At 61.5% G+C, this 18,694-nt stretch carries 15 protein-coding genes and 1 tRNA gene; 8 read left to right on the top strand and 8 right to left on the bottom strand.

Annotation, left to right across the window (positions count from 1 at the left end):
- Positions 1-257: 257 nt before the first annotated feature.
- Together gloA and G015_RS0109750 are read left to right on the top strand one after the other, a co-directional pair.
- Positions 258-758: a lactoylglutathione lyase gene (gene gloA / locus G015_RS0109755; protein ID WP_018137723.1), complete on the top strand. Its 501-nt coding sequence runs from the start codon at positions 258-260 to the stop codon at positions 756-758.
- A 161-nt stretch (positions 759-919) separates the two neighbouring features.
- Positions 920-2,803, top strand: coding sequence for a DEAD/DEAH box helicase (locus tag G015_RS0109750; protein WP_020146618.1), 1,884 nt, complete (start codon positions 920-922; stop codon positions 2,801-2,803).
- A gap of 50 nt (positions 2,804-2,853) precedes the next feature.
- Here G015_RS0109750 and G015_RS0109745 read toward each other — a convergent pair whose 3' ends face one another.
- Positions 2,854-3,615 carry a TIGR01458 family HAD-type hydrolase gene (locus tag G015_RS0109745; protein ID WP_018174058.1) on the bottom strand — a complete coding sequence of 254 codons (762 nt, stop codon included), beginning with the start codon at positions 3,613-3,615 and terminating at the stop codon, positions 2,854-2,856.
- Positions 3,616-3,728: 113 nt separating this feature from the next.
- Positions 3,729-4,349, bottom strand: coding sequence for a methyltransferase domain-containing protein (locus G015_RS0109740; protein WP_020146617.1), 621 nt, complete (start codon positions 4,347-4,349; stop codon positions 3,729-3,731).
- Between the two features lie 78 nt (positions 4,350-4,427).
- Between G015_RS0109740 and G015_RS0109735 the strand changes: the two genes are divergently transcribed.
- A complete protein-coding gene (locus G015_RS0109735; RefSeq protein WP_028490918.1) occupies positions 4,428-5,135 on the top strand; it encodes an MBL fold metallo-hydrolase in 708 nt (235 codons plus the stop codon).
- 65 nt (positions 5,136-5,200) lie between these two features.
- Positions 5,201-5,277, top strand: a tRNA-Arg gene (locus G015_RS0109730).
- A gap of 167 nt (positions 5,278-5,444) precedes the next feature.
- On the opposite strand, the gene G015_RS0109725 is transcribed toward G015_RS0109730, so the two are convergent.
- Positions 5,445-5,666 carry a helix-turn-helix transcriptional regulator gene (locus G015_RS0109725; RefSeq protein ID WP_020146615.1) on the bottom strand — a complete coding sequence of 74 codons (222 nt, stop codon included), beginning with the start codon at positions 5,664-5,666 and terminating at the stop codon, positions 5,445-5,447.
- 147 nt (positions 5,667-5,813) lie between these two features.
- Between G015_RS0109725 and G015_RS0109720 the strand changes: the two genes are divergently transcribed.
- Genes G015_RS0109720 through G015_RS0109710 form a run of 3 tightly spaced genes read left to right on the top strand, consistent with a single transcriptional unit; the run spans position 5,814 to position 8,224 of the window.
- Complete coding sequence (locus tag G015_RS0109720) at positions 5,814-6,053, top strand: hypothetical protein (RefSeq protein ID WP_018877780.1); 240 nt, start codon at positions 5,814-5,816, stop codon at positions 6,051-6,053.
- Complete coding sequence (locus G015_RS0109715) at positions 6,046-7,263, top strand: site-specific integrase (protein ID WP_028490917.1); 1,218 nt, start codon at positions 6,046-6,048, stop codon at positions 7,261-7,263. The genes G015_RS0109720 and G015_RS0109715 overlap by 8 nt, the downstream gene beginning before the upstream one ends.
- Positions 7,253-8,224: a TraI domain-containing protein gene (locus G015_RS0109710; protein WP_020146613.1), complete on the top strand. Its 972-nt coding sequence runs from the start codon at positions 7,253-7,255 to the stop codon at positions 8,222-8,224. The genes G015_RS0109715 and G015_RS0109710 overlap by 11 nt, the downstream gene beginning before the upstream one ends.
- Positions 8,225-8,494: 270 nt before the next feature.
- On the opposite strand, the gene G015_RS0109705 is transcribed toward G015_RS0109710, so the two are convergent.
- Positions 8,495-9,196, bottom strand: a complete 702-nt coding sequence (locus G015_RS0109705; protein WP_020146612.1) for a M48 family metallopeptidase — start codon at positions 9,194-9,196, stop codon at positions 8,495-8,497.
- Positions 9,193-12,531 (bottom strand): type I restriction endonuclease subunit R, encoded by a 3,339-nt coding sequence (locus G015_RS0109700; protein ID WP_020146611.1) that lies wholly within the window; start codon positions 12,529-12,531, stop codon positions 9,193-9,195. Before G015_RS0109700 ends, G015_RS0109705 begins: the two co-directional genes overlap by 4 nt.
- Positions 12,532-12,647: 116 nt before the next feature.
- Between G015_RS0109700 and G015_RS14325 the strand changes: the two genes are divergently transcribed.
- Positions 12,648-12,812 carry a hypothetical protein gene (locus G015_RS14325; protein ID WP_198011982.1) on the top strand — a complete coding sequence of 55 codons (165 nt, stop codon included), beginning with the start codon at positions 12,648-12,650 and terminating at the stop codon, positions 12,810-12,812.
- Between the two features lie 477 nt (positions 12,813-13,289).
- Here G015_RS14325 and G015_RS0109690 read toward each other — a convergent pair whose 3' ends face one another.
- The 3 genes from G015_RS0109690 to G015_RS0109680 all read right to left on the bottom strand — a co-directional run bounded on the left by G015_RS0109690 (position 13,290) and on the right by G015_RS0109680 (position 18,676).
- Positions 13,290-14,312, bottom strand: a complete 1,023-nt coding sequence (locus G015_RS0109690) for a hypothetical protein (RefSeq protein WP_156824694.1) — start codon at positions 14,310-14,312, stop codon at positions 13,290-13,292.
- A gap of 402 nt (positions 14,313-14,714) precedes the next feature.
- Positions 14,715-17,885 (bottom strand): DEAD/DEAH box helicase, encoded by a 3,171-nt coding sequence (locus tag G015_RS0109685; RefSeq protein WP_020146608.1) that lies wholly within the window; start codon positions 17,883-17,885, stop codon positions 14,715-14,717.
- On the bottom strand, positions 17,882-18,676 hold the full coding sequence (locus G015_RS0109680) for a hypothetical protein (RefSeq protein WP_020146607.1): 795 nt from the start codon (positions 18,674-18,676) through the stop codon (positions 17,882-17,884). Before G015_RS0109680 ends, G015_RS0109685 begins: the two co-directional genes overlap by 4 nt.
- Positions 18,677-18,694: the final 18 nt, after the last annotated feature.

Raw genomic sequence — 18,694 nt, 5'->3', positions numbered from 1 at the left:
GCGTCGGCTGCGCCTCCTCGCAGTGACGGGGGTGGGTAAGCCCGGCGCGTCCACACAGCCGTCATCGCGAGCCGAGCGAAGCGATCTCCCAACGCTGGCACCGACGTTGGGGCTGACTCGGCAGGCTGCCGCGTCGGCTGCGCCTCCTCGCAGTGACGGGGGATCGCGGACGACGCGATGGTGGTACTTGAGGGAACCTCGGCCCCTGTGTTCCAGTCTTCCGGGACACCCCCCTTTAGCCGATACAAGGACGCACCATGAGCGACAATCCCACCGCAGGCTTTCGCTTGAACCACACCATGCTGCGCGTGAAGGATCCGCAGAAGGCGCTGGACTTCTACCAGCGGGTGTTCGGCATGCAGCTGATCAAGACGCTGGACTTCCCGGAGTTCGAGTTCACGCTCTACTTCCTGGCGCAAATCGGCGAGGACGAGCCGCACCCGCCCAAGGATGGCGGGGAGGCCACCCGCTGGATGTTCAGCCAGCGCGGCATCCTGGAGCTGACCTACAACTACGGCACCGAAAAGGACGCCGACTTCCACTACCACGACGGCAACGAGGAGCCGCAGGGCTTCGGCCACATCTGCTTCTCGGTACCCGACCTGGACGCGGCCGTGCACTGGTTCGACGAGAACGATGTCGAGTTCGTGAAGCGCCCGGACGAAGGCGGGCTGAAGGACATCGCCTTCGTGAAGGACGTGGACGGCTACTGGATCGAGATCCTGGAGCCGGCGCGACTGACCGGGCTGGGGAAGTAGCAGACCCCAAGCCCTCGTAATGCCCGCGTTTGTTCGCGGGCAAGAGTTTTATTGCATATGCGCAGACGTATTTCGTTTCGCAATTCGTGTATGATGCGCGCTGAGTAGATTCATCCGATTTTCGCCGGGCCTTGTTCCGGCCCGCCCGAGTACCCCCTGAAATGTCCGAATCCCCCTCCTTCGCCGAACTCGGCCTTTCCGAGTCGTTGGCCCGTGCCCTGTTGCAACTGGGCTTTACCACCCCGACCCCGGTCCAGGCCGCGTGTATCCCGGCCCTGCTGGCCGGCGACGACGTGCTGGGCGAGGCCCAGACCGGCACCGGCAAGACCGGCGCCTTCGGCCTGCCGCTGATCGACTCGATCGATCCCGCGCAGCGTCGCGTGCAGGCGCTGATCCTGGCGCCGACCCGCGAGCTGGCCGGCCAGGTCGCCACCGCCCTGGAGGGCTTCGCGGCCAGTATCGACGGGCTCGAGATCCTGCCGGTCTACGGCGGCCAGCCCATGGGCGTGCAGATCCGCGCCCTGCGCGATGGTGCGCAGGTCGTGGTCGGAACGCCCGGCCGCGTGGTCGACCACATCAAGCGCGGCACGCTGACACTGGATGCGCTGCGCATGGTGGTGCTGGACGAGGCCGACGAGATGCTGCGCATGGGCTTTGTCGAGGAGATCGAATGGATCCTCGAACAGACCCCGGCCGAACGCCAGACCACGCTGTTCTCCGCGACCATGCCGGCGCCGATTCGCCGCATCGCGCACCGCCACATGCGCGAGCCGCAGGAGATCCGCATTGGCGCGGGCAACGAGGCCGGCACCGACATCGATCAGAGCTACTGCCTGGTGGACCAGCGCCACAAGACCGAGGCCCTGGGCCGGATGATCGAGGTGGAGCCGGAACTGGACGCGGCGATCGTATTCGCCCGTACCAAGGCCGCCACCGCCGAGATCGCCGAGGCCCTGAACGCACAGGGCGTGCAGTCCTCCCCGCTCAATGGCGACATGGAACAGGGCGAACGCGAGCGCGTGGTCGCCGACCTGCGCGATGGTCATCTGGACGTGATCGTTGCCACCGACGTGGCCGCCCGCGGCATCGACGTCCCGCGCATCACCCATGTCTTCAACTACGACGCCCCGGGCGATGCCGAGGTGTACGTGCACCGCATCGGCCGTACCGGCCGCGCCGGGCGCAAGGGCCGCGCGATCCTGTTCCTGGAGCCGCGCAAGCGGCGCATGCTGCGCGATATCGAGCGCCTGACCGGCAAGCCCGTGCGCGAGCAGAAGGTCCCGGATCGCGCCGCCGCGATCGCCCGCCGCGAGGAGCGCCTGGCCGAGCGTCTGCAGGCCGAGCTGGCCGGCGAAGCGTCGCCGCAGCTCGACGCCCTGCTGGACCGGCTGCTGGCCAACGGCCAGATGGGCGAACGCGATCTCGCCCGCGCCCTGCTCGCCCTGGCGACCCAGGGCACGCCGCTGGATGGCACGCCCAACGCGCACGATCCCGTGACGGCGGCCGCCAGCCGCCCCGAACGCGACAGTCATCGTGCGGATCGCAACCGTGACCGCGCCCCCCGCCCCAGCCGCGGCAAGGACCGCGGGCCGGAAGCGGACATGGTGCGCTACTACATGCCGGTCGGGCGTAACCACGGCATCGCCCCCGGCGCCATTGTCGGGGCGCTGGCCAACGAGGGTGGCCTGAACGGCCGCGACATCGGCCGGATCGGCCTGCAGGACGACCACAGCCATGTGGACCTGCCGGCCGCGCTGGACGAGGCCGCGGTGCGCCGCCTGGGCAATATCCATATCGCCAACCGTCGCCTGGAAATGGCGCGCTCTGTCCCGACTCGCGACTCGCGTGCGACCGAGCGCCACGCCCCGGCTGCGCGCAAGCCCCACGGCCCGGGCAAGACGGCCGCCAAGCGGCGTGGCCCGGCTCCGGCCAACGGCAAGCGCCCGGCCTATGCGGCCGCCGGAAAGCCGCGCAAGGCGCCGGGCCGCAAGGCCAACGCCAGCCGCGGTGACGGCACCCTGTCGGTCAAGCGCCGCTCCGCCTGATCAAGGCCAGGACCCGCGCGCCGGTCATTGACGGCCGGCGCGCGGTTACCTCAACCCAATAAAGCATCCACGATGTCGGCCAGGCGATCCGCCAGGCCGGCACCGCGGTGTTGTGCCCGCTGTTCGTCGCCGTCCTGATACTTGCCGGTGCGCACCAGACAGGCGGTCAGACCCGCGGCGCGTGCGCCGTCCACATCCCCCGACACATCGTCGCCCACCATCAGCACCTGCTCCGGTGGCAGATCCAGATCCGCAATCGCCGCATGGAACAGCCGGGCATCCGGCTTGCCGAAGTTCTCGGCCTTCAGATCGGCGGCGTACTCCAGCGCACGCACGAACGGGCCGATATCCAGCGACAGGCCATCCGCCTCGCGAAAATAGCGGTTGGTCCCCATCACCCACAGCGGTGCTCCCTCCATCAACACGCGAAACGCGCGGTTGAGCACGGCGTAGTCGAACGCGGCGCCCATGTCGCCCAGTACGACCACATCCGGCTCGCCCGTGGGCACGCCCTCGAACTCGGGTTCCAGCGCCGGGTGTACCAGGAGCAGCGGGGTGCGGGACTCGGACGCGAGCCGCTCGCGGATCGCGGAGGGGGCCGTCGTCAACTGCGCGGACTCGAACGCGAAGCCAAGGCCGGCCAGCTTGTCGATGATGGCCGCGCGTGGCTCGCGTGTCGTGTTGGTGATCAGACGGACCGGGAGCCCGGCGGCCTGTGCCCGCTGCACGGCCTCGATGGCGCCCGGGAGGGCCTCGCCGCCCACGTACAGCACACCGGAGAGGTCCAGCAACAGCGCGCGAACCTGCTCCATTCCCTCCGGCATAGAGTTAAGCATGAGTATCCCCCTTGCCGCGGCACTTCACGCGGTATCCGGCCGGAACCCATGGGTCCCGACTCGGGGCACGGGTGTGCCCTTTACCCGATTCAACGCCGAATCAGGCGATGAAGCAACTCGAACTTGCCATTGGTGTGTTCGGTCCGCCCGGCGTCGTTGCGCCACTCCCAGCGACTGTCCGGGAACAACGCCCGCATGTCCGCCATCTCGCAGTGAAACGGCGGCCCGCCCTCGCGCCCGGTCTGCATGAAGCACGCGAACAGCTCGCCGTCCGGACGCAGCCAGGCATGCAGCTGCTGCTCGTAGGCGGGCCACTGCTCGGGCGGGATCGCGCACAGGGAGGTCTGCTCGTAGACGCCATCCACCGGCGTCTCCGGCTGCCATGCCAGCATGTCGGCCTGGACGACCTCCGCCTCCAGCCCCTCCCGCTCCAGCTGTTCGCGCAGATGCCGCACTGGCGTGGGCGCCACATCCAGACCGATCGGGTAATATCCGTGGCGGGCCAGGGCCGGGACCTCGTGCCCGAAACCGCAGCCCGGCACCACGATCCGCGCGCCTTTCGCCAGGTCAGTGATCGCCAGCCAGGCCTCCAGCGACGGGCTTGGGCCACCCCGATCCCAGCGCGTGGAGCCTTCCTGATAGCGGGACTCCCAGTCGGCCTCCGCATCCAGGGCGGCATTAACGGCCGACGACTCTTCGGAATTTTGCATCTCTCTCCTTCCCTGCGGACGATGGAACCAGTAATGAACGGACCCTACCAAACTGGAAACGACTCAATGGAGGCCGCAATGGACCGCAACGACCTGCCCTACCGCATCCACCGCCAGGAACTCGGGCCGATGGAGAACTTCGTCTACCTGATCGAGGACATGGCGAGCCGCCGCGCGGCGGTGGTGGACCCGGCCTGGGAGCCGGACGCGATCCTCAACCAGGCGCGCGAGCAGGACGTGACCATCTCCGACATCCTGCTGACCCACAGCCACCACGACCACATCAACGGCGTCGAGGCGATCCTGGAGCAGTACCCCAATGCCCGACTGCATATCCTCAAGCCCGAGGCCGAGTTCTGGGGCAAGGAGCTGGAGCGCCCGGAACTCCACCACGGCGGCGACACGATGAAGCTGGGCGACACCGAGATCCGCTTCCTGCACACGCCCGGCCACACCCCCGGCTCCGCCTGCTTCCACATGCCGGCCGGCGACGACCTGATTACCGGTGACACGCTCTTCGTGTTCGGTTGCGGCCGCTGCGACCTGTCCGGGGGCGACCCGGAGCAGATGTTCCATACGCTGAACGGCCTGCGCGACGGGCTCCCGGCGCATACCTGCATCCACCCGGGACACAACTACGCGGAGAAAGTCGAATCTACGCTGGCGGAACAGGACGAGGGCAACCCGTTCCTGCACTTCCACGACAAGGACGAATTCGTCCACTACCGCATGCACGAACACGACCGGGTGCGCTCCACGCCCTACCATCCCATCCCGCGCGGCTGAGGCAAATCGCTCATGGCGCTTGCATCCCTCGGGACCAATCGCGATAATGCGCGCCTTCAGTCGATGCGCCCGTAGCTCAGCTGGATAGAGTACCTGGCTACGAACCAGGTGGTCGGAGGTTCGAATCCTTCCGGGCGCGCCATATTCCAGAGAAAGGGATCAGTGACTTACAGTCGCTGGTCCCTTTTTTCGTTTGTGGCTTCGGAAGTCCTGTGACCAATTCTGTGACCAACCTGTGCCGCTACGCGCCATGGGTCCCTCGGACGAGGCAACGGGATGACCTCCTGGCGCTGTGTCCAACTCCCTACCCTACTCCGGCGCCTCGCCACCCTCAGGTACATGCTCAAAGAGGTCACCCACCTGGCAGTTGAAGTAGGTGCAGAGGGCATCTACAGCTGGGAGCTCCACTCGTGTCGCCGTTTCCTGATAGAGCAGCGTAACCGTGTTGCGGTTTAGTCCAGTAGCTCGAGCGACATCGGCGATCTTCAGCTTCTGCTCGCCCATCATCCTCGATAGATGGCAACGAATCATATTCTCCCCGCCGTAATTCGATCCTGAATCATATTTTTAGTTGACGAACGACATTCTGCGTCCTAGGATTTCATTCAGGATGGCAAAAACAGCTACTGCGCGCTGTTACGCGATCCTGAAAACAACATTGTCCACTAGGAGCAGAAGATGGCACAAGAACGTACATACCTCACCACCGAAGGGCTCGCCGAACGGATTCACTACGACGCGCGAACCATCCGCGAGCGCCTCAAAGACAGCGTCCTGATTGAAGGCATTCACTATTTCCGGCCCTTCGGCGGCCGCAAGATCCTGTTCATCTGGGAAACAATCGAACGGGACATGCTCGGCTCCACCGATGACGAAATCGCCATCCCCATGGCGTCGGGGGGCACCTGCCATGGTTAACGTTCGACGTAGAAGGGAAACCGGAAAACTCGTCTTTGATTTTCGCTATCGAGGACAGCGGTGTCGTGAAACAACGAAGCTGGATGACACCCCGGCCAACCGGCGAAGCATGGAGAAAGTCGCGAAGAAGATCGAGGCCGAGATCACTCTTGGCACCTTCGAGTACAGCCGGTACTTCCCGAAGAGCAGCCGAGTAGCCAAGTTCGCTACGGAGGCGGCAGAACCCACTACCACCGACGCAATCGACCAACCAAGCATCACTCCCATGTTCCGTGATTTCGCGGAACAGTGGCTGCAAGAAAACGAGGTCGCCTGGCGCTTCAAGACGCTGGAGACCAACCGCGGCTCCCTGCGACGGCACCTGCTGCCCTACTTCGGTGATCAAAGGGTCAGCGACATCAGCAAAGCGGACATTCTTGCCTTCCGGTCCGAGCTCGCCAAAGTTCCAGGCCGGAAAGGCAACGCGACCCTGTCCCCAAAGACCATCAACCACACCCTCGGGGTGCTCTCGATGATCCTGGCCGAAGCCGCTGACCGCTTCCAGTTTACGTTCCCGATGAACAATCTGAAACGGCTCAAGCAACCACGTAAGGAGATCATGCCGTTCACGTGGGAGGAAACGCAGAAGATCATCAATACCGTTCGAGCCGACTACCGCGACTACTTCATCGTGCGACTTTTCACCGGGCTGAGAACCGGGGAAGTGCACGGCTTGAAATGGAAGTACGTGGACTTCGAGAAGGGCCAGATTCTGATTCGCGAGACATACAACCAGGGCCGAACGGAATACACCAAGAACGACGGCTCACAACGCGAGGTGGCCATGTCTTCCGTGGTCGCTGATGCCCTGCAGCGACAGTTCCGAGCCACTGGCAAACAGGAATACGTCTTCGTCACGAAGTTCGGCCGGCCACTGGACACCAAGAACGTCACTCAGCGGGTCTGGTACCCATTACTCCGCCATCTCGGGCTTGAGCCTCGCCAGCCCTACCAGTGCCGGCATACCGCCGCCACACTTTGGTTGGCGTCTGGAGAGAACCCGGAGTGGATCGCCAGGCAGCTGGGCCATACCACGACCGAGATGTTGTTCCGCGTGTATTCGCGGTACGTCCCGAACCTGACACGCCAGGATGGTTCCGCGATGGATCGTCTCCTGCGTTCTCTCCAAGGGAACGCCGAAGAGCATACGGAGGTGCGCAATGAAGGCTAAGGACGTTCAAGAACTGCAGCGAATGGTCGGGATGGATGACATCGCATGCTATGAGCCCGTCATTTTCGCCGCACGGGTCGAAATCCAGTGCGAAGGCCGAGCTCCTAGCGGAGAACCCTACTACCGACTTCGGGTCTACGATTCGACCGGTTATTTCACGGCCTTCGCAAGAATTCGAGACTGGGAGGGCCATCCCTTGGGAGGAGGTCAGTTCCAATCCCTGGCCCTCCACACCATCGAAACAGAGCGTGGACAGCGACACGTTGTGGCTTATCCAGAAGTCGGGTCGGCACTGCCCGAGAAGGGGCCGCTGGATCTTCTCCCCGTCCACCGCGCACCCGACCCTGGCAGCCTGCAGCGCCTGGTCAATGTGGTGCAGAACCTTTCCGTTGAGCCCTACCGAGAATTCGTCAGTGAGACCTTCTCGGATCAGGAATTCGCCATCCAGTACCTCACGCTCCCGGCCTCCAAGCGATGCCACCATGCCAAGACTGGCGGGCTGATCGCCCACAGCCTCGAACTGGCAGAAGCGGTACATGCGGTGGGTCGGGCCATGGCATTGCCAACGCTGCAAACGGAAGCCGGCATGCTCCTGGCCCTGATGCATGACATCGGCAAGATCGTCCTTGCTTCGGAATTTGCCGAACGGGTACCCACTCGCTCGCATGAAGAGCTCATCGAATACGCTCTCCAGCAACCGCTGCTTTCCCTAAAACAGATGGACTCAGACGCCTATCACACGCTGTGGGCGCTCATCGTGGCCTACCGCAACGGCGACAGCTATTCAGCACCAATGGCAACGGTTGTGCGTGGCCTGGATGGCTGCAGCGCACAAACGGATGCGACCTTGCAGAGCTCATCACAAACGCCGATGCACCGGTACTGGCAATCCCCTTGCGGAGGTCGAAAAGTCTGGATTCCGCCCCTCTTCAGCCAGGACACCCGTCGCCGCGCCGAATAACGTTCACAACTGGCCCCCGGAGACCCCTGCTCCATCTATGCGGGGATCTGGGGCCTCTCCTGGCCCCCATCCAGCTGGTTGGCCTGCAAAACGGGAAGACAGCCACCACATACCGGCCGATTACTAACCATGTCGGTGATTCGAGCGGATCCCGGGGGCCTAATAATCCACGACGTAGGCCAACCTCTCGGTTGGCCTATTTCGTTTGTGTACCCAGATTTGTTTGTACCACTCGGTGTTATTGTGGCCCTTAACCCCGTTCTGGGCGTTTCAGATGCCCTCCACCTCGATCCCGTGCTCCGCCAACCAGCGCTTGCGCTGTTCGTAGTCGGGCATAGCGCGTTCGAGGCGGCGCCAGAACTCGGGGGTGTGGTGGGGCTCGTGCAGGTGAATCAGCTCGTGGACCGCGACGTATTCGGCGATGTTGCGGGGCAGCAGGATGGTCTTCCAGTGGAAGTAGAGCCAGTCGCCCCGACCGCAGGAGCCCCAGCGGAAACCAAGATCCTGCACCTTGACGCCCGCGGGCGACAGGCCGAGGCGCTGCGCGTGGGCATCCACCTGGTGGCCCAGCCAATCGTTCGCGCGTGCGGTGTACCACTGGATGAAATGCTGCCGGGCGTCGTTCAGGGCATCCTGGCGGATGTGGAAACGCCCACCATCGAGCTTCAGTGGAACGGCCTGCTCAGTCGTGTGGACCGTCTTCAGGCGATGGCTGCGCCCGAGGTACAGGAACCCTTCGCCGTCCACGTATTTTTTCTTCGGTAGTGGCCGGTGGCGCCGGGCCTTTTCTGCCAGTTTGCGGTAGATCCAGCCGCGTTTCTCGACCACGAAGGTTCGCATTTGCTCGGGGTCGGTGCCCGCGGGGGCCGCGATGGCCAGTTCGCCCTCTCGGTCCACGGTGATCTCCAGCGTCTTGCGGCGCCGGCTCTCGCGCACCTGGAAGGTCAGGTCTTCTACTCGCAGCTCTGTCATGCGTTGACCAGGCGGTCGTGGTTGGCCCGCGCCAGATCGAACAGGCGTTCCACCAGCGGCTCGACTTCGTCCACCGGCACCACGTCCCGCTGCACCAGGTGCTGGAAGAGCTGGCCCTTCAGCCGCTCCTGATCCGGAATGTGGGAAGGCTTCCAGAAATCAGGCACGTCGATCTCGTCCTGGATCACCCCGAGCAGCTCTTCGGTGACTTCGATCAGGCGGCCCGCTTCGGTCTCCCCGGTCGGCTCGTCGTCCGCAGCGGTGCTCTGCACCAGTTCACGCCAGAACGGGACGGCGTGTGCCGGCAGGTCGGGCAGCGCCTCGCCGTCCACGGGCTCATCGTCTCGCAGCTGCTGGATCAGCCCTTCCAGCGCATCGACCTGCTCTGCCCACTGGCCATCCAGTTGCTGCAGTAGTTCCTCCAGCCGCTCGCTCAGCCGCTCGTACTTTACCGGGTCTTCGTCGAGGTGCTTGCGGATGTGGGAACGGACGGCGTGTTCCATCTCGGAGGCTTTGGCGCGATCGCCCACCTGCCGGTTCAGGTGCCGCTCGAATTCGGCATCGGTGAGCTGCACCGGCGGAATACGCGGGTCCACGCCGAGCGAGATCACATAATCGTCGATCAGCTTGCGCACCTTGTTGCCCACGTCCTTCCCCAGCGACGGCACGTCTTTGTAGCGGTTGCGGGCCAGGGCGTGGATGTGGGCCAGCTGCTTGGCATCGTTGACGAACTCCAGTCCTTCCGGTCGTGGCAGCACGTCATCCAGGCTCTGGCTGAACTCCTTGAGCTTGACCGTAAACTCGGCCCGCACCCGCTCGTCCGCCAGGGCCTGCACGGCCTCTTCCACGTCCTCCAGGCGCTCCACGCCCTGCTGGCGCAGCACGTCCACCGCGCGCAGATGACGATCGCGCAGCAACGGGATCTCGTCCTTCAGGCTCTGCAGGGCGCCCTCGATGTCCTCCTCGCTGTAGGCCGCCAGGGCCTCCTTGAGGTGATTGGCGACGCCGAAGTAGTCCACCACGATGCCGTGGGTCTTGCGGTGGCCGGTACGGTTCACGCGGGCGATGGCCTGCAGCAGCTCCGCCTCGCGGATCGAGCGATCCAGGTACATCACCCCCTCGATGGGCGCATCGAAGCCGGTGAGCAGCATGGATTTGACGATCAGGAAGGCCAGCGGATCGGCCTTCTCGGGGTCGTCGTGCGTCAGCGGCTTCTTGAAGCGCTGGATATGGTTCTCCACCGCGCCGCGGTCGGTCCAGCGCGCCCAGGCCGCATCGTCGTTGTTGCCGCCGCTGATCACCACGGCAAACTCCAGACGCCGGAGAAGATCCCGATAGCGCCAGGCCTGGATCGCCGCCTTCACTCGCTCGGGCCGGGCTACCAGCTGCGCATCGTCGAGCTGCTTGTCCTCGACCGACAGCGCCTTCGCCTCCTGCAGCAGCTCGTCCCGGGCCTCGTTCAGTGCCTCGAAATAGCGCACGGCCGCGCGCCGGCTGTAGGCGACCAGCTGGGCCTTGTAGCCATTCGGCAGGATATGGGTCACGTAGTGGCGCAGCATGTCCGCGGCCTTCTCGCGGATCAGCTGCGGCGCCTCGAAGATCTGCCCCTTGGTGGCGTATTTCTTCTTGATCGCCTCCAGCTCTTCCTTGCTGTAACTGCGGAACAGGTCCTCGAACAGGCCGTCCAGGCTGGCCCCGTCCTTGATCGCGCCCTTCACCGTGCGCCCCTCGTACAGGATCGGCACGGTGGCGCCGTCCTGCTCTGCCTCCTTGATGGTGTAGCGGTCGATGTAGTCGCCGAAGATGTCGTGCGTGCGCTTCTTCTCGCCCATGATGATGGGCGTACCGGTGAAGCCGATGCGGGCCGCGTTGGGCAGCGCGCGCATCATGTTCGCGTGCAGGTCGCCGGCCTGGGTCCGGTGCGCCTCGTCCACCAGCACCAGGATGTCCTCGCTGGTGTTCAGCACCTCGAAGGGCTCGCTGCGCTTCGGGGCCGCCGGGGTCGCGTACGAGCCGGGCGGATCCGCCACCTCGCGCAGGTCGTCCTGCGCCGCGTCCCCCGGCGCCTCGCCAGCGCCGCCCTCCCCCTCCGTGTCGGGGTCGCGATATTTCTGGATGGTGCCGAACACCAGCCCCGGCCCCTCCCGGGCCAGCAGCTGTTTCAGGCGCGTGGTATTCGGCGCGGTCGCCACCGTCTCACCGGTCAGCGCGGCCGTCTCCGAGAGCTGGGCCTGGAGATCCTTTCGGTCGGTGATCACCACCACCTTGAAGCGGCGCAGTTCCGGGTCGGTGCGCAGCTTGCGCACCAGAAACACCATCGACAGGCTCTTGCCGCTGCCCTGGGTGTGCCAGATGATCCCGCCGCGCCGGTCCACCTCGCCGTCTTCGCGCCGGGTCGCCCCGGTCTTCAGCCGTTCGATCGCGCGGGTCACCCCGCGATACTGCTGGTAGCGACAGACCAGCTTGATGGTCTGCCCGCCCGCGTTCATGAACAGCGTGTAATGGCGCACAATATCCAGCAGCGTATCCGGCGCCAGCATCCCTGCCGCCAGGCGCTGCTGGGCGGAGAGCTCCGCCACGCCCAGCGCCTCGGCCACCTCCGACTCGCGCCGCGGCACCACCGTCTTCCAGCTCAGGTAATGGGCAAACGCGGCCCCCACGGTGCCCGCGCGCGCCTCGTCGAAGTTGCTGGCAACCAGCAGCTGACTGGTCGCGAACAGCGCCGGCGCGCCCTCGTGCTCCTCGACCTCGAAATCCTGGAAGCGCTGGTCGTGATACCGCCGCAGCTGGTCCACCGCCTGGCTGATGCCCTCCGGCACCGTGCGGCTCTTGCACTCCACCACCACCAGCGGAATGCCGTTCACGAACAGCACCAGATCCGGGATGATGTGCCCCTTGCCGACATCGAACCCGGGCGGGCACTTCACCTTGAACTGGTTCACCACCACAAAGTGGTTGTTCGCCGGCTCCTCCCAGTCGATCAACCGGATGGTCTGGCCCCGGCCTCCGTCCCAGTCCGGCAGGCCCTCCACGGTCAGGCCACCCAGCAACAGCTCGGTCGCCTGCCGGTTCGCCTCCATCACCTTGCTGGCCGGGATGCGCGTAACCGCCGACACCGCCTGGTCCAGGCGTTTATCGTCCAGCCAGGGCTCGCCCGCGCGCAGGTTGATCGCCCGCACCCGGTCGCGCAGCACCGGCTCCATTACCACCTGCGCGAAGCTCTCGCGGTGGGCGACGCCCGGATCTTCGACCGAGCCGGCCAGGTGCGTCCACCCTAGCCCGACCAGCTGATCGATCAGCGGCTTCTCAACGTCCGTGTATTCCGGCGCGGCCATACCACGCTCCAGCGATCTGTGGGGTCAGGATAGCAATTCTCCCGGTCGGCCTAGCGCGAACACAGCAGCGAGGGCGCGTTGAGCGCATAATGGAGGGCGAACGGCAGGAGCGCATGATGAAACCACCGTCCTACAAGAAGAGCCGCAAGCCCGTAAGCCGCGAAGCCATCATCCGGGCGGTCGCAACGTCCACGGCCCTGGAAACCGTAGAATCCAGCAAGGCCATCGAGGCACGCCTGCGCACACCCAGCCGCCGCCTCCGCTCGCTAACACTCGGCTGAACTCCTCGATCATTGGACGGTAATCGCCGCCCACACCGCCGTGGACCGTTTTAATCTACCCAGCGCAAAGGCGACTATCCCCGTCACTCCCATGGATTCCTTCCGTAGAAGTGCCCTTTTCTCGACAAAATGGCCCGAATCAGCCCGAATTACGCGTAGATTTGCCGAACTTTTAGTTATTTCCGATAGTTACCGTCGCCCGACCCCGTTACCCCCATAAAACTTTCATATATCGATTTGATGCCTATCACCGGCTTGATTGGCTCATCAGGCGACTCCAAACAACTAAAAAGTCGTTGATGTCCTCTCCCCTCGGATATCGGCAGCAAGTAGCGCTGCTCTATTCGGTTTGTGTCAAAGCGCGCCGTCCGCATCTATCTCGCATGCCATAGTTAACGATATAGCTCAGCCGACGCGAAACCGAGAAGCGGTTTAGAGGCCGGTTGGAGCACCTGGTTGGGCGAGCTCAGCATGACCTTATGAAAACAACGAGTCAAGCTGCTTTTGAAGGTCCCCAGGACTATCCTGCCAAGCTAGGCTGATGTCTTGGCTACCCAACCGCCGCCGCACTCCGCTTGACATAATTTCTCGAGCAAAACCCGATTGGGATCGTGAGGTTACGCGTTGATTTCTCCGCTTCGCCGGGTTCATACGCAGAGACAATCTCCTCGTTCGGTCTCCCGGTAGGACATTGAAAGTATTCAAATAGTCTTCTCCCCTCAGGTCCCCACGGCAGTACAAAAATGATGTCTTGCCCGTTGCAGACTGATTGAAGGCTCGCAGTAGCGATACCAGGTACAGGCGGAATTCTTCCCACTTGCTGGATGGCCGCAGGTCTTGTACTAGGTCGATGAGATAAATGCAGAACTGCGCCACACAAAGAAGCTGGCCATCCAGTTTTCCCGAGGGCAGCTCAAAATTCAGTAGTTGTCTAGAAGCTTCTGCGCTGCTATACAAATCATCATCATCCTCGAGGGATTTGACAAATTGAAAAAAATCAACATCACGGATCTCACGAGATTCGGCTAAACTCAGAACCTTTGAGCCGATTAACTGCTGTCCTTCCGTCTGGAGCGGGAAGGACGCGGCGTATAGATTGCCTTTGAGCGGTATTCTCGCCTTATTATTCGCAAAAAATCGTAGATTCGCGATCTTTGAAAGTGCTCGCTCATCAGCGACATGCTGCTCGAGGTGCGTCGATGCGGCAAAAAAATGCATTAGACGCCAGATTGTACTCAGCTCTTTAGACGGGTTAAACGGTTCGTCCTGTTTTCTTTCCAGCTCGCCATCGAGCTGAAGCTCTCGGCGCCGGACGATTATGTCGAAAAGCCTCGCAATCAATTCATCAGCGGCATTAATTACGGGCATCCCGACTCGCTGCCAAGTCTGCTCCTCATCACGGATTCGCTCTAGCCTGCGGTTATAGTAGTACCCTCCCAATAGGAACAGGCCGGCGACAAACGCAGCAACAAAGGCGGAAAGAATTACCTGTTCAGCCATTCCCATCTTCATTCTCCATCAAACAGCAGATGCATTGTTCCATTTGGCCACTACACTCCCTTATGACGCCCAATGCTGCCGCTGAACCGCGCGCCGTCGGTTCCAGGGGGTGGTTGGGCTACTGCTTACGACAGTTACCGTGGTCCCACCACGTTATCCGTCTGGTCGCATCGCTGTGATCCACCCAGCGAAAAAGGCGACTATCCCCGTCACTCCCGTGGATTCCTTCCGTAGAAATCCCCTTTTCTCGACAAAATGGCCCCATTAAGCCCGCATTATCCGACCTTTTTCCGAATTTCTATCGATCTTTCCGCGAGTCACCGTGGTACGACCCCTTTATCCATCTATCAATATTGCCGATAGCTACTACGGTCAAGCGCTATCCGTTCACCGTTCTCCCTTTCAATCCAGGCCTTCCAGAACACGCCATACGTTACGATAAACAACTGCGTCAGCACCTCCACAAACCGCCTTCCATTCCTCCTCCCCTAGCCTTGCGAGCCGCGAGCGGACGATGGTGATCGGCCCTGACGCTAGATCCGGTTTATTACGCGCGATGCTCAAGGCAGCCCTACGGGGGATACCAAGGAGTCGGAGGGTGATAGCCTCATCACTATTCACTCCATAGAAAACCTGGGACGGTAGATTGCGGGCCTCATGCAGGCGATCTTCTGGCAATTCACTTCCGGTGATCGCGAGGAGTGCGCCGAGCCCCCAAGAAGTGGTTTGCGTCAGCTTGCTGGACAGGTTCTGTCCGCACTGGGTCACCGCGTCTACATAGTCATTCCCATCCATGAAATACCTTCGCGCAATTGATTCCACGGATGCGCCACTGACCCAGTCCTTGAGTATACGCGCAAGCTTATCCCCATCCGTCCTCTTCTTCCCAAGCACATCTTTGAGGTTCTCTCTCAATTCAGGTACGCGTAGGAGCACCCCCATCATTGCCTGCAGGCTAGTATCGCCTTCGACGAACAACGTCGCGCGGTTCCAAGAGTCTGCACTGATCCCAGATTCTCGTGATTGGGCCATTGCTCTCCGTATGCTTTGTAACGAGAAGCCAGTACTGTCAACCAAGCCAAGCGGTTGATTTGGTTCGCGAAGGTACTCAGCGTAGGCACGGACACCAACGAGGAGCGAACGAGCCTGTTCGGGTTTATGAGCACGCAACTTTGCAAAGCCGTAGGTATTGCGGAGAACCTGTTCAATTTCGTCGATAAACGTGGAAGGTTTACCCATCTGTTGGTAGGTGTGCGCCAGATATTGCACGAATGACGACCATTCCGGATGGTGGTAAACGATACCTTCCAGATCTGAAAGCCAATCTTCTGCCTCCGCAGCCATCTGAATAAGTGCAGAATTCAGATCACCTGTCTTCCGGTTTATAAAAGTCCGGAGATCATTCGCGCGTTCCTCTGATGCCGAGGCTAACGCCACCACGCCGAGGTCGCCTTGCCCAACACGACCGGCACGCCCGGCAATGTTCCAAAAGTCCTCGGCCGACATGTCGACCATGCCGTTTTTCCCGTAATATTTCGTGCTGGCCATCACCACGCCAGAGACCGGAAAGTTGACCCCTTGAGCGATCGTGGTTGTAGCAACCAGGAAGCGCAATTCTTGGTTTTCGAAGAGCCACTCCATGAGCGCACGCACGTCGTCGGACAAGCCAGAGTGATGCACACCGACACCATAATTGATCATATTGATCAGCGGAAATTCCTCGCCATACTCGAGCCGAAGGAAGTCTTGCACCAGCCGAATGCGATCACTTGCACGGCGATGATTGGCTTCCAACACGAGCGTCTCAGCTAAACTCCAAACCCAACGGGGCTGGGCATGCATTACAATGACGGGACCTCGATGCTGCATTCCTTGGGCGGCAATAGCCGCAACCATCTTCGGGGTCGACGCCTGGCGGTAGGTACTAGCAATATCATGATTACTGCCTAAGTGGACCGGTTCATCCACCGCCACGGTCCGGCGTGTAGTGTGGACGGATTCCAATTCCACCGTATAGTCGCTGCTTCGCGCATTGATAGCCTCCCCCTTTTTGAGGTTGGCAATACCAATGAGACGATCATTCGGCTGCCATTCCACACTGAAGCTGATGTCATCCGAGTTTTGGTCGCCAAGCCAGCGGGCGACTTCGCTAGCGTTGTTAATAAACGGAGTGAGCAGCAAGAACTGTGCATTCTCACATTCACTGTTAATGGTAGCTAACAGAAGCTCGAGCTTGAGCCCTCGGTCTGAGCTTTGAAGGTTATGCGCTTCATCAACGACGACGAGCGTCAATGGACGTTCAATTTTCGTTTCCCAGCCTTGGCGAAGCATGAGATCCAGCTTCTCGGGCGTCGTCACGAGCACCCGAAACTCCTTATCATCATCACGCTGCGTGAGCAGTTCCACTTCCACGTTGTCGACTTCGAGGGCCGGGCTAACTTGTTCAACGACGACACCGAGAGGCTCGAAGTCGCGTCGAAGTTGGCGTGCCACCTGACTAACCAGCGTGCGCGTGGGAGCGAGGTACGCGACCCAACCCCTCTCGTGGTCAAATTGATTGATGGCTTGCAACATGCGGAATTGAGCAATCAATGTTTTTCCGCTGGAGGTGGGCAGACTGACAACCACCGCACGACGACTGGATCCCAAAAGGCCTTCTTCCGCCAAAGCTCTACGCTGTGGCGGGAGCACGTCAAAGATCGCTCTATCACCACGTCCTCTATCAACGAGGGTCTCTACGAATCTCGTAACTCGAGAATTGACAGCCCGAGTGACCGTCCAGATGGAGTTTCGTGCCATCTGGGCTGCACAAACTTCCAGCAGACGAGCAACAGGCTCAAGGTCAAGCAGCCTTGCTTCTTCGCAAACAGCAAAGACACGATCAAAGTGCATATCCAACAACTGCTGGAACTGAAAGCGACCGTCCGCCTTTCCGGTAGTGATGAATTCCGCGAAAATCTCCGCAGCCTTAGCCAAGTGGTACAAGCCAATCAGTTCAAAGGCATTAGCCTTGCCGGTTCCGCTTGGCCGGCTAGCAAGATACTCTTCTTCGAAGTCGGCTTGCGCTGCGCGCAGATCACTAATGCGTTGCAGTACAGCGTCACGATCATCCCAACCCTTCTTGCGGATGAGGCGAAGCCAGATGTCTATGATGGTGCTCCAGGCGCGGGTGCGCCAATCGTCGGAGTCCAAGTCGGTCTCCGGCCACTCAACGGTTCCGAGCCAGCGGCTGGCATCGGCTCCTCGCTCGCCTACCACAGCCAGACAGGCTGCCCGCAAAATGATACGGGCATCATTGACATCATCCCAACGCAGAAGGTGCCTCCAGAAGAGGAACCCATCAGCAGCGGCGCTCCGCAAGTCGCTGACATTCTCCTCGTTTTCCCAATCGAAGGGTCTGGTCCCGATGATATCAATGACCACGAGCTCCATCGATTCGGCGCCCCGCTTGAGGAGCCCCGAATCGCATTCCTGCCTAGGTTGCTTCAACTGCGATTGAACATGGATAGCCGAAGCTAAATTACGACAGTCTTCGCGCAGGCCTGCGAGTGAATCAAGCAACCAATGGCTCATAATTCGTCCCCATTGATACGCGCGGGGAGATCACTAATCGGAAAAGGAAGGTGCAAGGCCTTCAAGCGGCAAGAAGTCGGCGGTTGAATTCGACCGGCGAGATGATGGCCCCGGGAACAAAAGTCTTGGGAGTTAGGCTCTGTGTCGCGAATAAGGATTCCGAATAGTACAATAGCCTTGTTGCCGGAATCCAGAAGGCGCTGCACCGCATTATTAAAATTCGATTCATGTACGGTGCCTTTGCAGCGCGGAAATAGCCATCGAAGCAGTGTGTTAAGCAGGCCTAAGTCATCGGCCAATCTATCGATCTGATTGGCCATGCCGCTGCGGCCAGTCATAACCTTTGGAGGAGTCTTGGTTTCGCTGGAGCACTTGACCTCGCCGAGCGCGAGGAGGACGCCGTCACTGTCGGTCAACAAACCCACGAGGTCAGCCCCCGGAAGGCTCGCCATTGGTGTGCGCTTGTCTCGTTCGGAATTCCAAGGCCATTCAACGCCATGTTCTTGGCTTAGATAAACCTCGGCAAGCGCTTCACCAACAGCCCAGTCACGCTCTTCCTCCGGCGCAGCATCCAACATAGCCTCTAGGCTTTCCTGCTGGAACCCAGTCGTCGCTAGCCCGCGAAGATGGGCTTCAAACTCGGTTGAACTCTGCTCATCATGAACCCGGGAGGCTACTTTTGTCGTCAAGAACTGAGTGAATGCGGCTCCATCATTCATCTGGAGGCCGTCCCAAGAGACCTCACCGTCCTGAGCTGCGTAACATTCTGAGATGAACGGTTGGTTGGTCATCCTTTCTCTAGCTCGCGC

This window comes from Thioalkalivibrio sp. ALJ15, from assembly GCF_000383695.1.
Lineage (GTDB): Bacteria > Pseudomonadota > Gammaproteobacteria > Ectothiorhodospirales > Ectothiorhodospiraceae > Thioalkalivibrio.
Note: the sequence above shows the minus strand (reverse complement) of the source record. Positions and strands in the feature narration are given on the sequence as shown.

What these genes read in the sequence shown, in the direction of transcription:
- G015_RS0109700 (WP_020146611.1), bottom strand. Translation starts at nt 12,531, where the DNA reads ATGGCCGCGCCGGAATACACGGACGTTGAGAAGCCGCTGATCGATCAG.
- G015_RS0109750 (WP_020146618.1), top strand. Translation starts at nt 920, where the DNA reads ATGTCCGAATCCCCCTCCTTCGCCGAACTCGGCCTTTCCGAGTCGTTG.
- G015_RS0109740 (WP_020146617.1), bottom strand. Translation starts at nt 4,349, where the DNA reads ATGCAAAATTCCGAAGAGTCGTCGGCCGTTAATGCCGCCCTGGATGCG.
- G015_RS0109705 (WP_020146612.1), bottom strand. Translation starts at nt 9,196, where the DNA reads ATGACAGAGCTGCGAGTAGAAGACCTGACCTTCCAGGTGCGCGAGAGC.
- G015_RS0109685 (WP_020146608.1), bottom strand. Translation starts at nt 17,885, where the DNA reads ATGAGCCATTGGTTGCTTGATTCACTCGCAGGCCTGCGCGAAGACTGT.
- gloA (WP_018137723.1), top strand. Translation starts at nt 258, where the DNA reads ATGAGCGACAATCCCACCGCAGGCTTTCGCTTGAACCACACCATGCTG.
- G015_RS0109715 (WP_028490917.1), top strand. Translation starts at nt 6,046, where the DNA reads ATGGTTAACGTTCGACGTAGAAGGGAAACCGGAAAACTCGTCTTTGAT.
- G015_RS0109725 (WP_020146615.1), bottom strand. Translation starts at nt 5,666, where the DNA reads ATGATTCGTTGCCATCTATCGAGGATGATGGGCGAGCAGAAGCTGAAG.
- G015_RS0109745 (WP_018174058.1), bottom strand. Translation starts at nt 3,615, where the DNA reads ATGGAGCAGGTTCGCGCGCTGTTGCTGGACCTCTCCGGTGTGCTGTAC.
- G015_RS0109720 (WP_018877780.1), top strand. Translation starts at nt 5,814, where the DNA reads ATGGCACAAGAACGTACATACCTCACCACCGAAGGGCTCGCCGAACGG.
- G015_RS14325 (WP_198011982.1), top strand. Translation starts at nt 12,648, where the DNA reads ATGAAACCACCGTCCTACAAGAAGAGCCGCAAGCCCGTAAGCCGCGAA.
- G015_RS0109710 (WP_020146613.1), top strand. Translation starts at nt 7,253, where the DNA reads ATGAAGGCTAAGGACGTTCAAGAACTGCAGCGAATGGTCGGGATGGAT.
- G015_RS0109690 (WP_156824694.1), bottom strand. Translation starts at nt 14,312, where the DNA reads ATGGCTGAACAGGTAATTCTTTCCGCCTTTGTTGCTGCGTTTGTCGCC.
- G015_RS0109735 (WP_028490918.1), top strand. Translation starts at nt 4,428, where the DNA reads ATGGACCGCAACGACCTGCCCTACCGCATCCACCGCCAGGAACTCGGG.
- G015_RS0109680 (WP_020146607.1), bottom strand. Translation starts at nt 18,676, where the DNA reads ATGACCAACCAACCGTTCATCTCAGAATGTTACGCAGCTCAGGACGGT.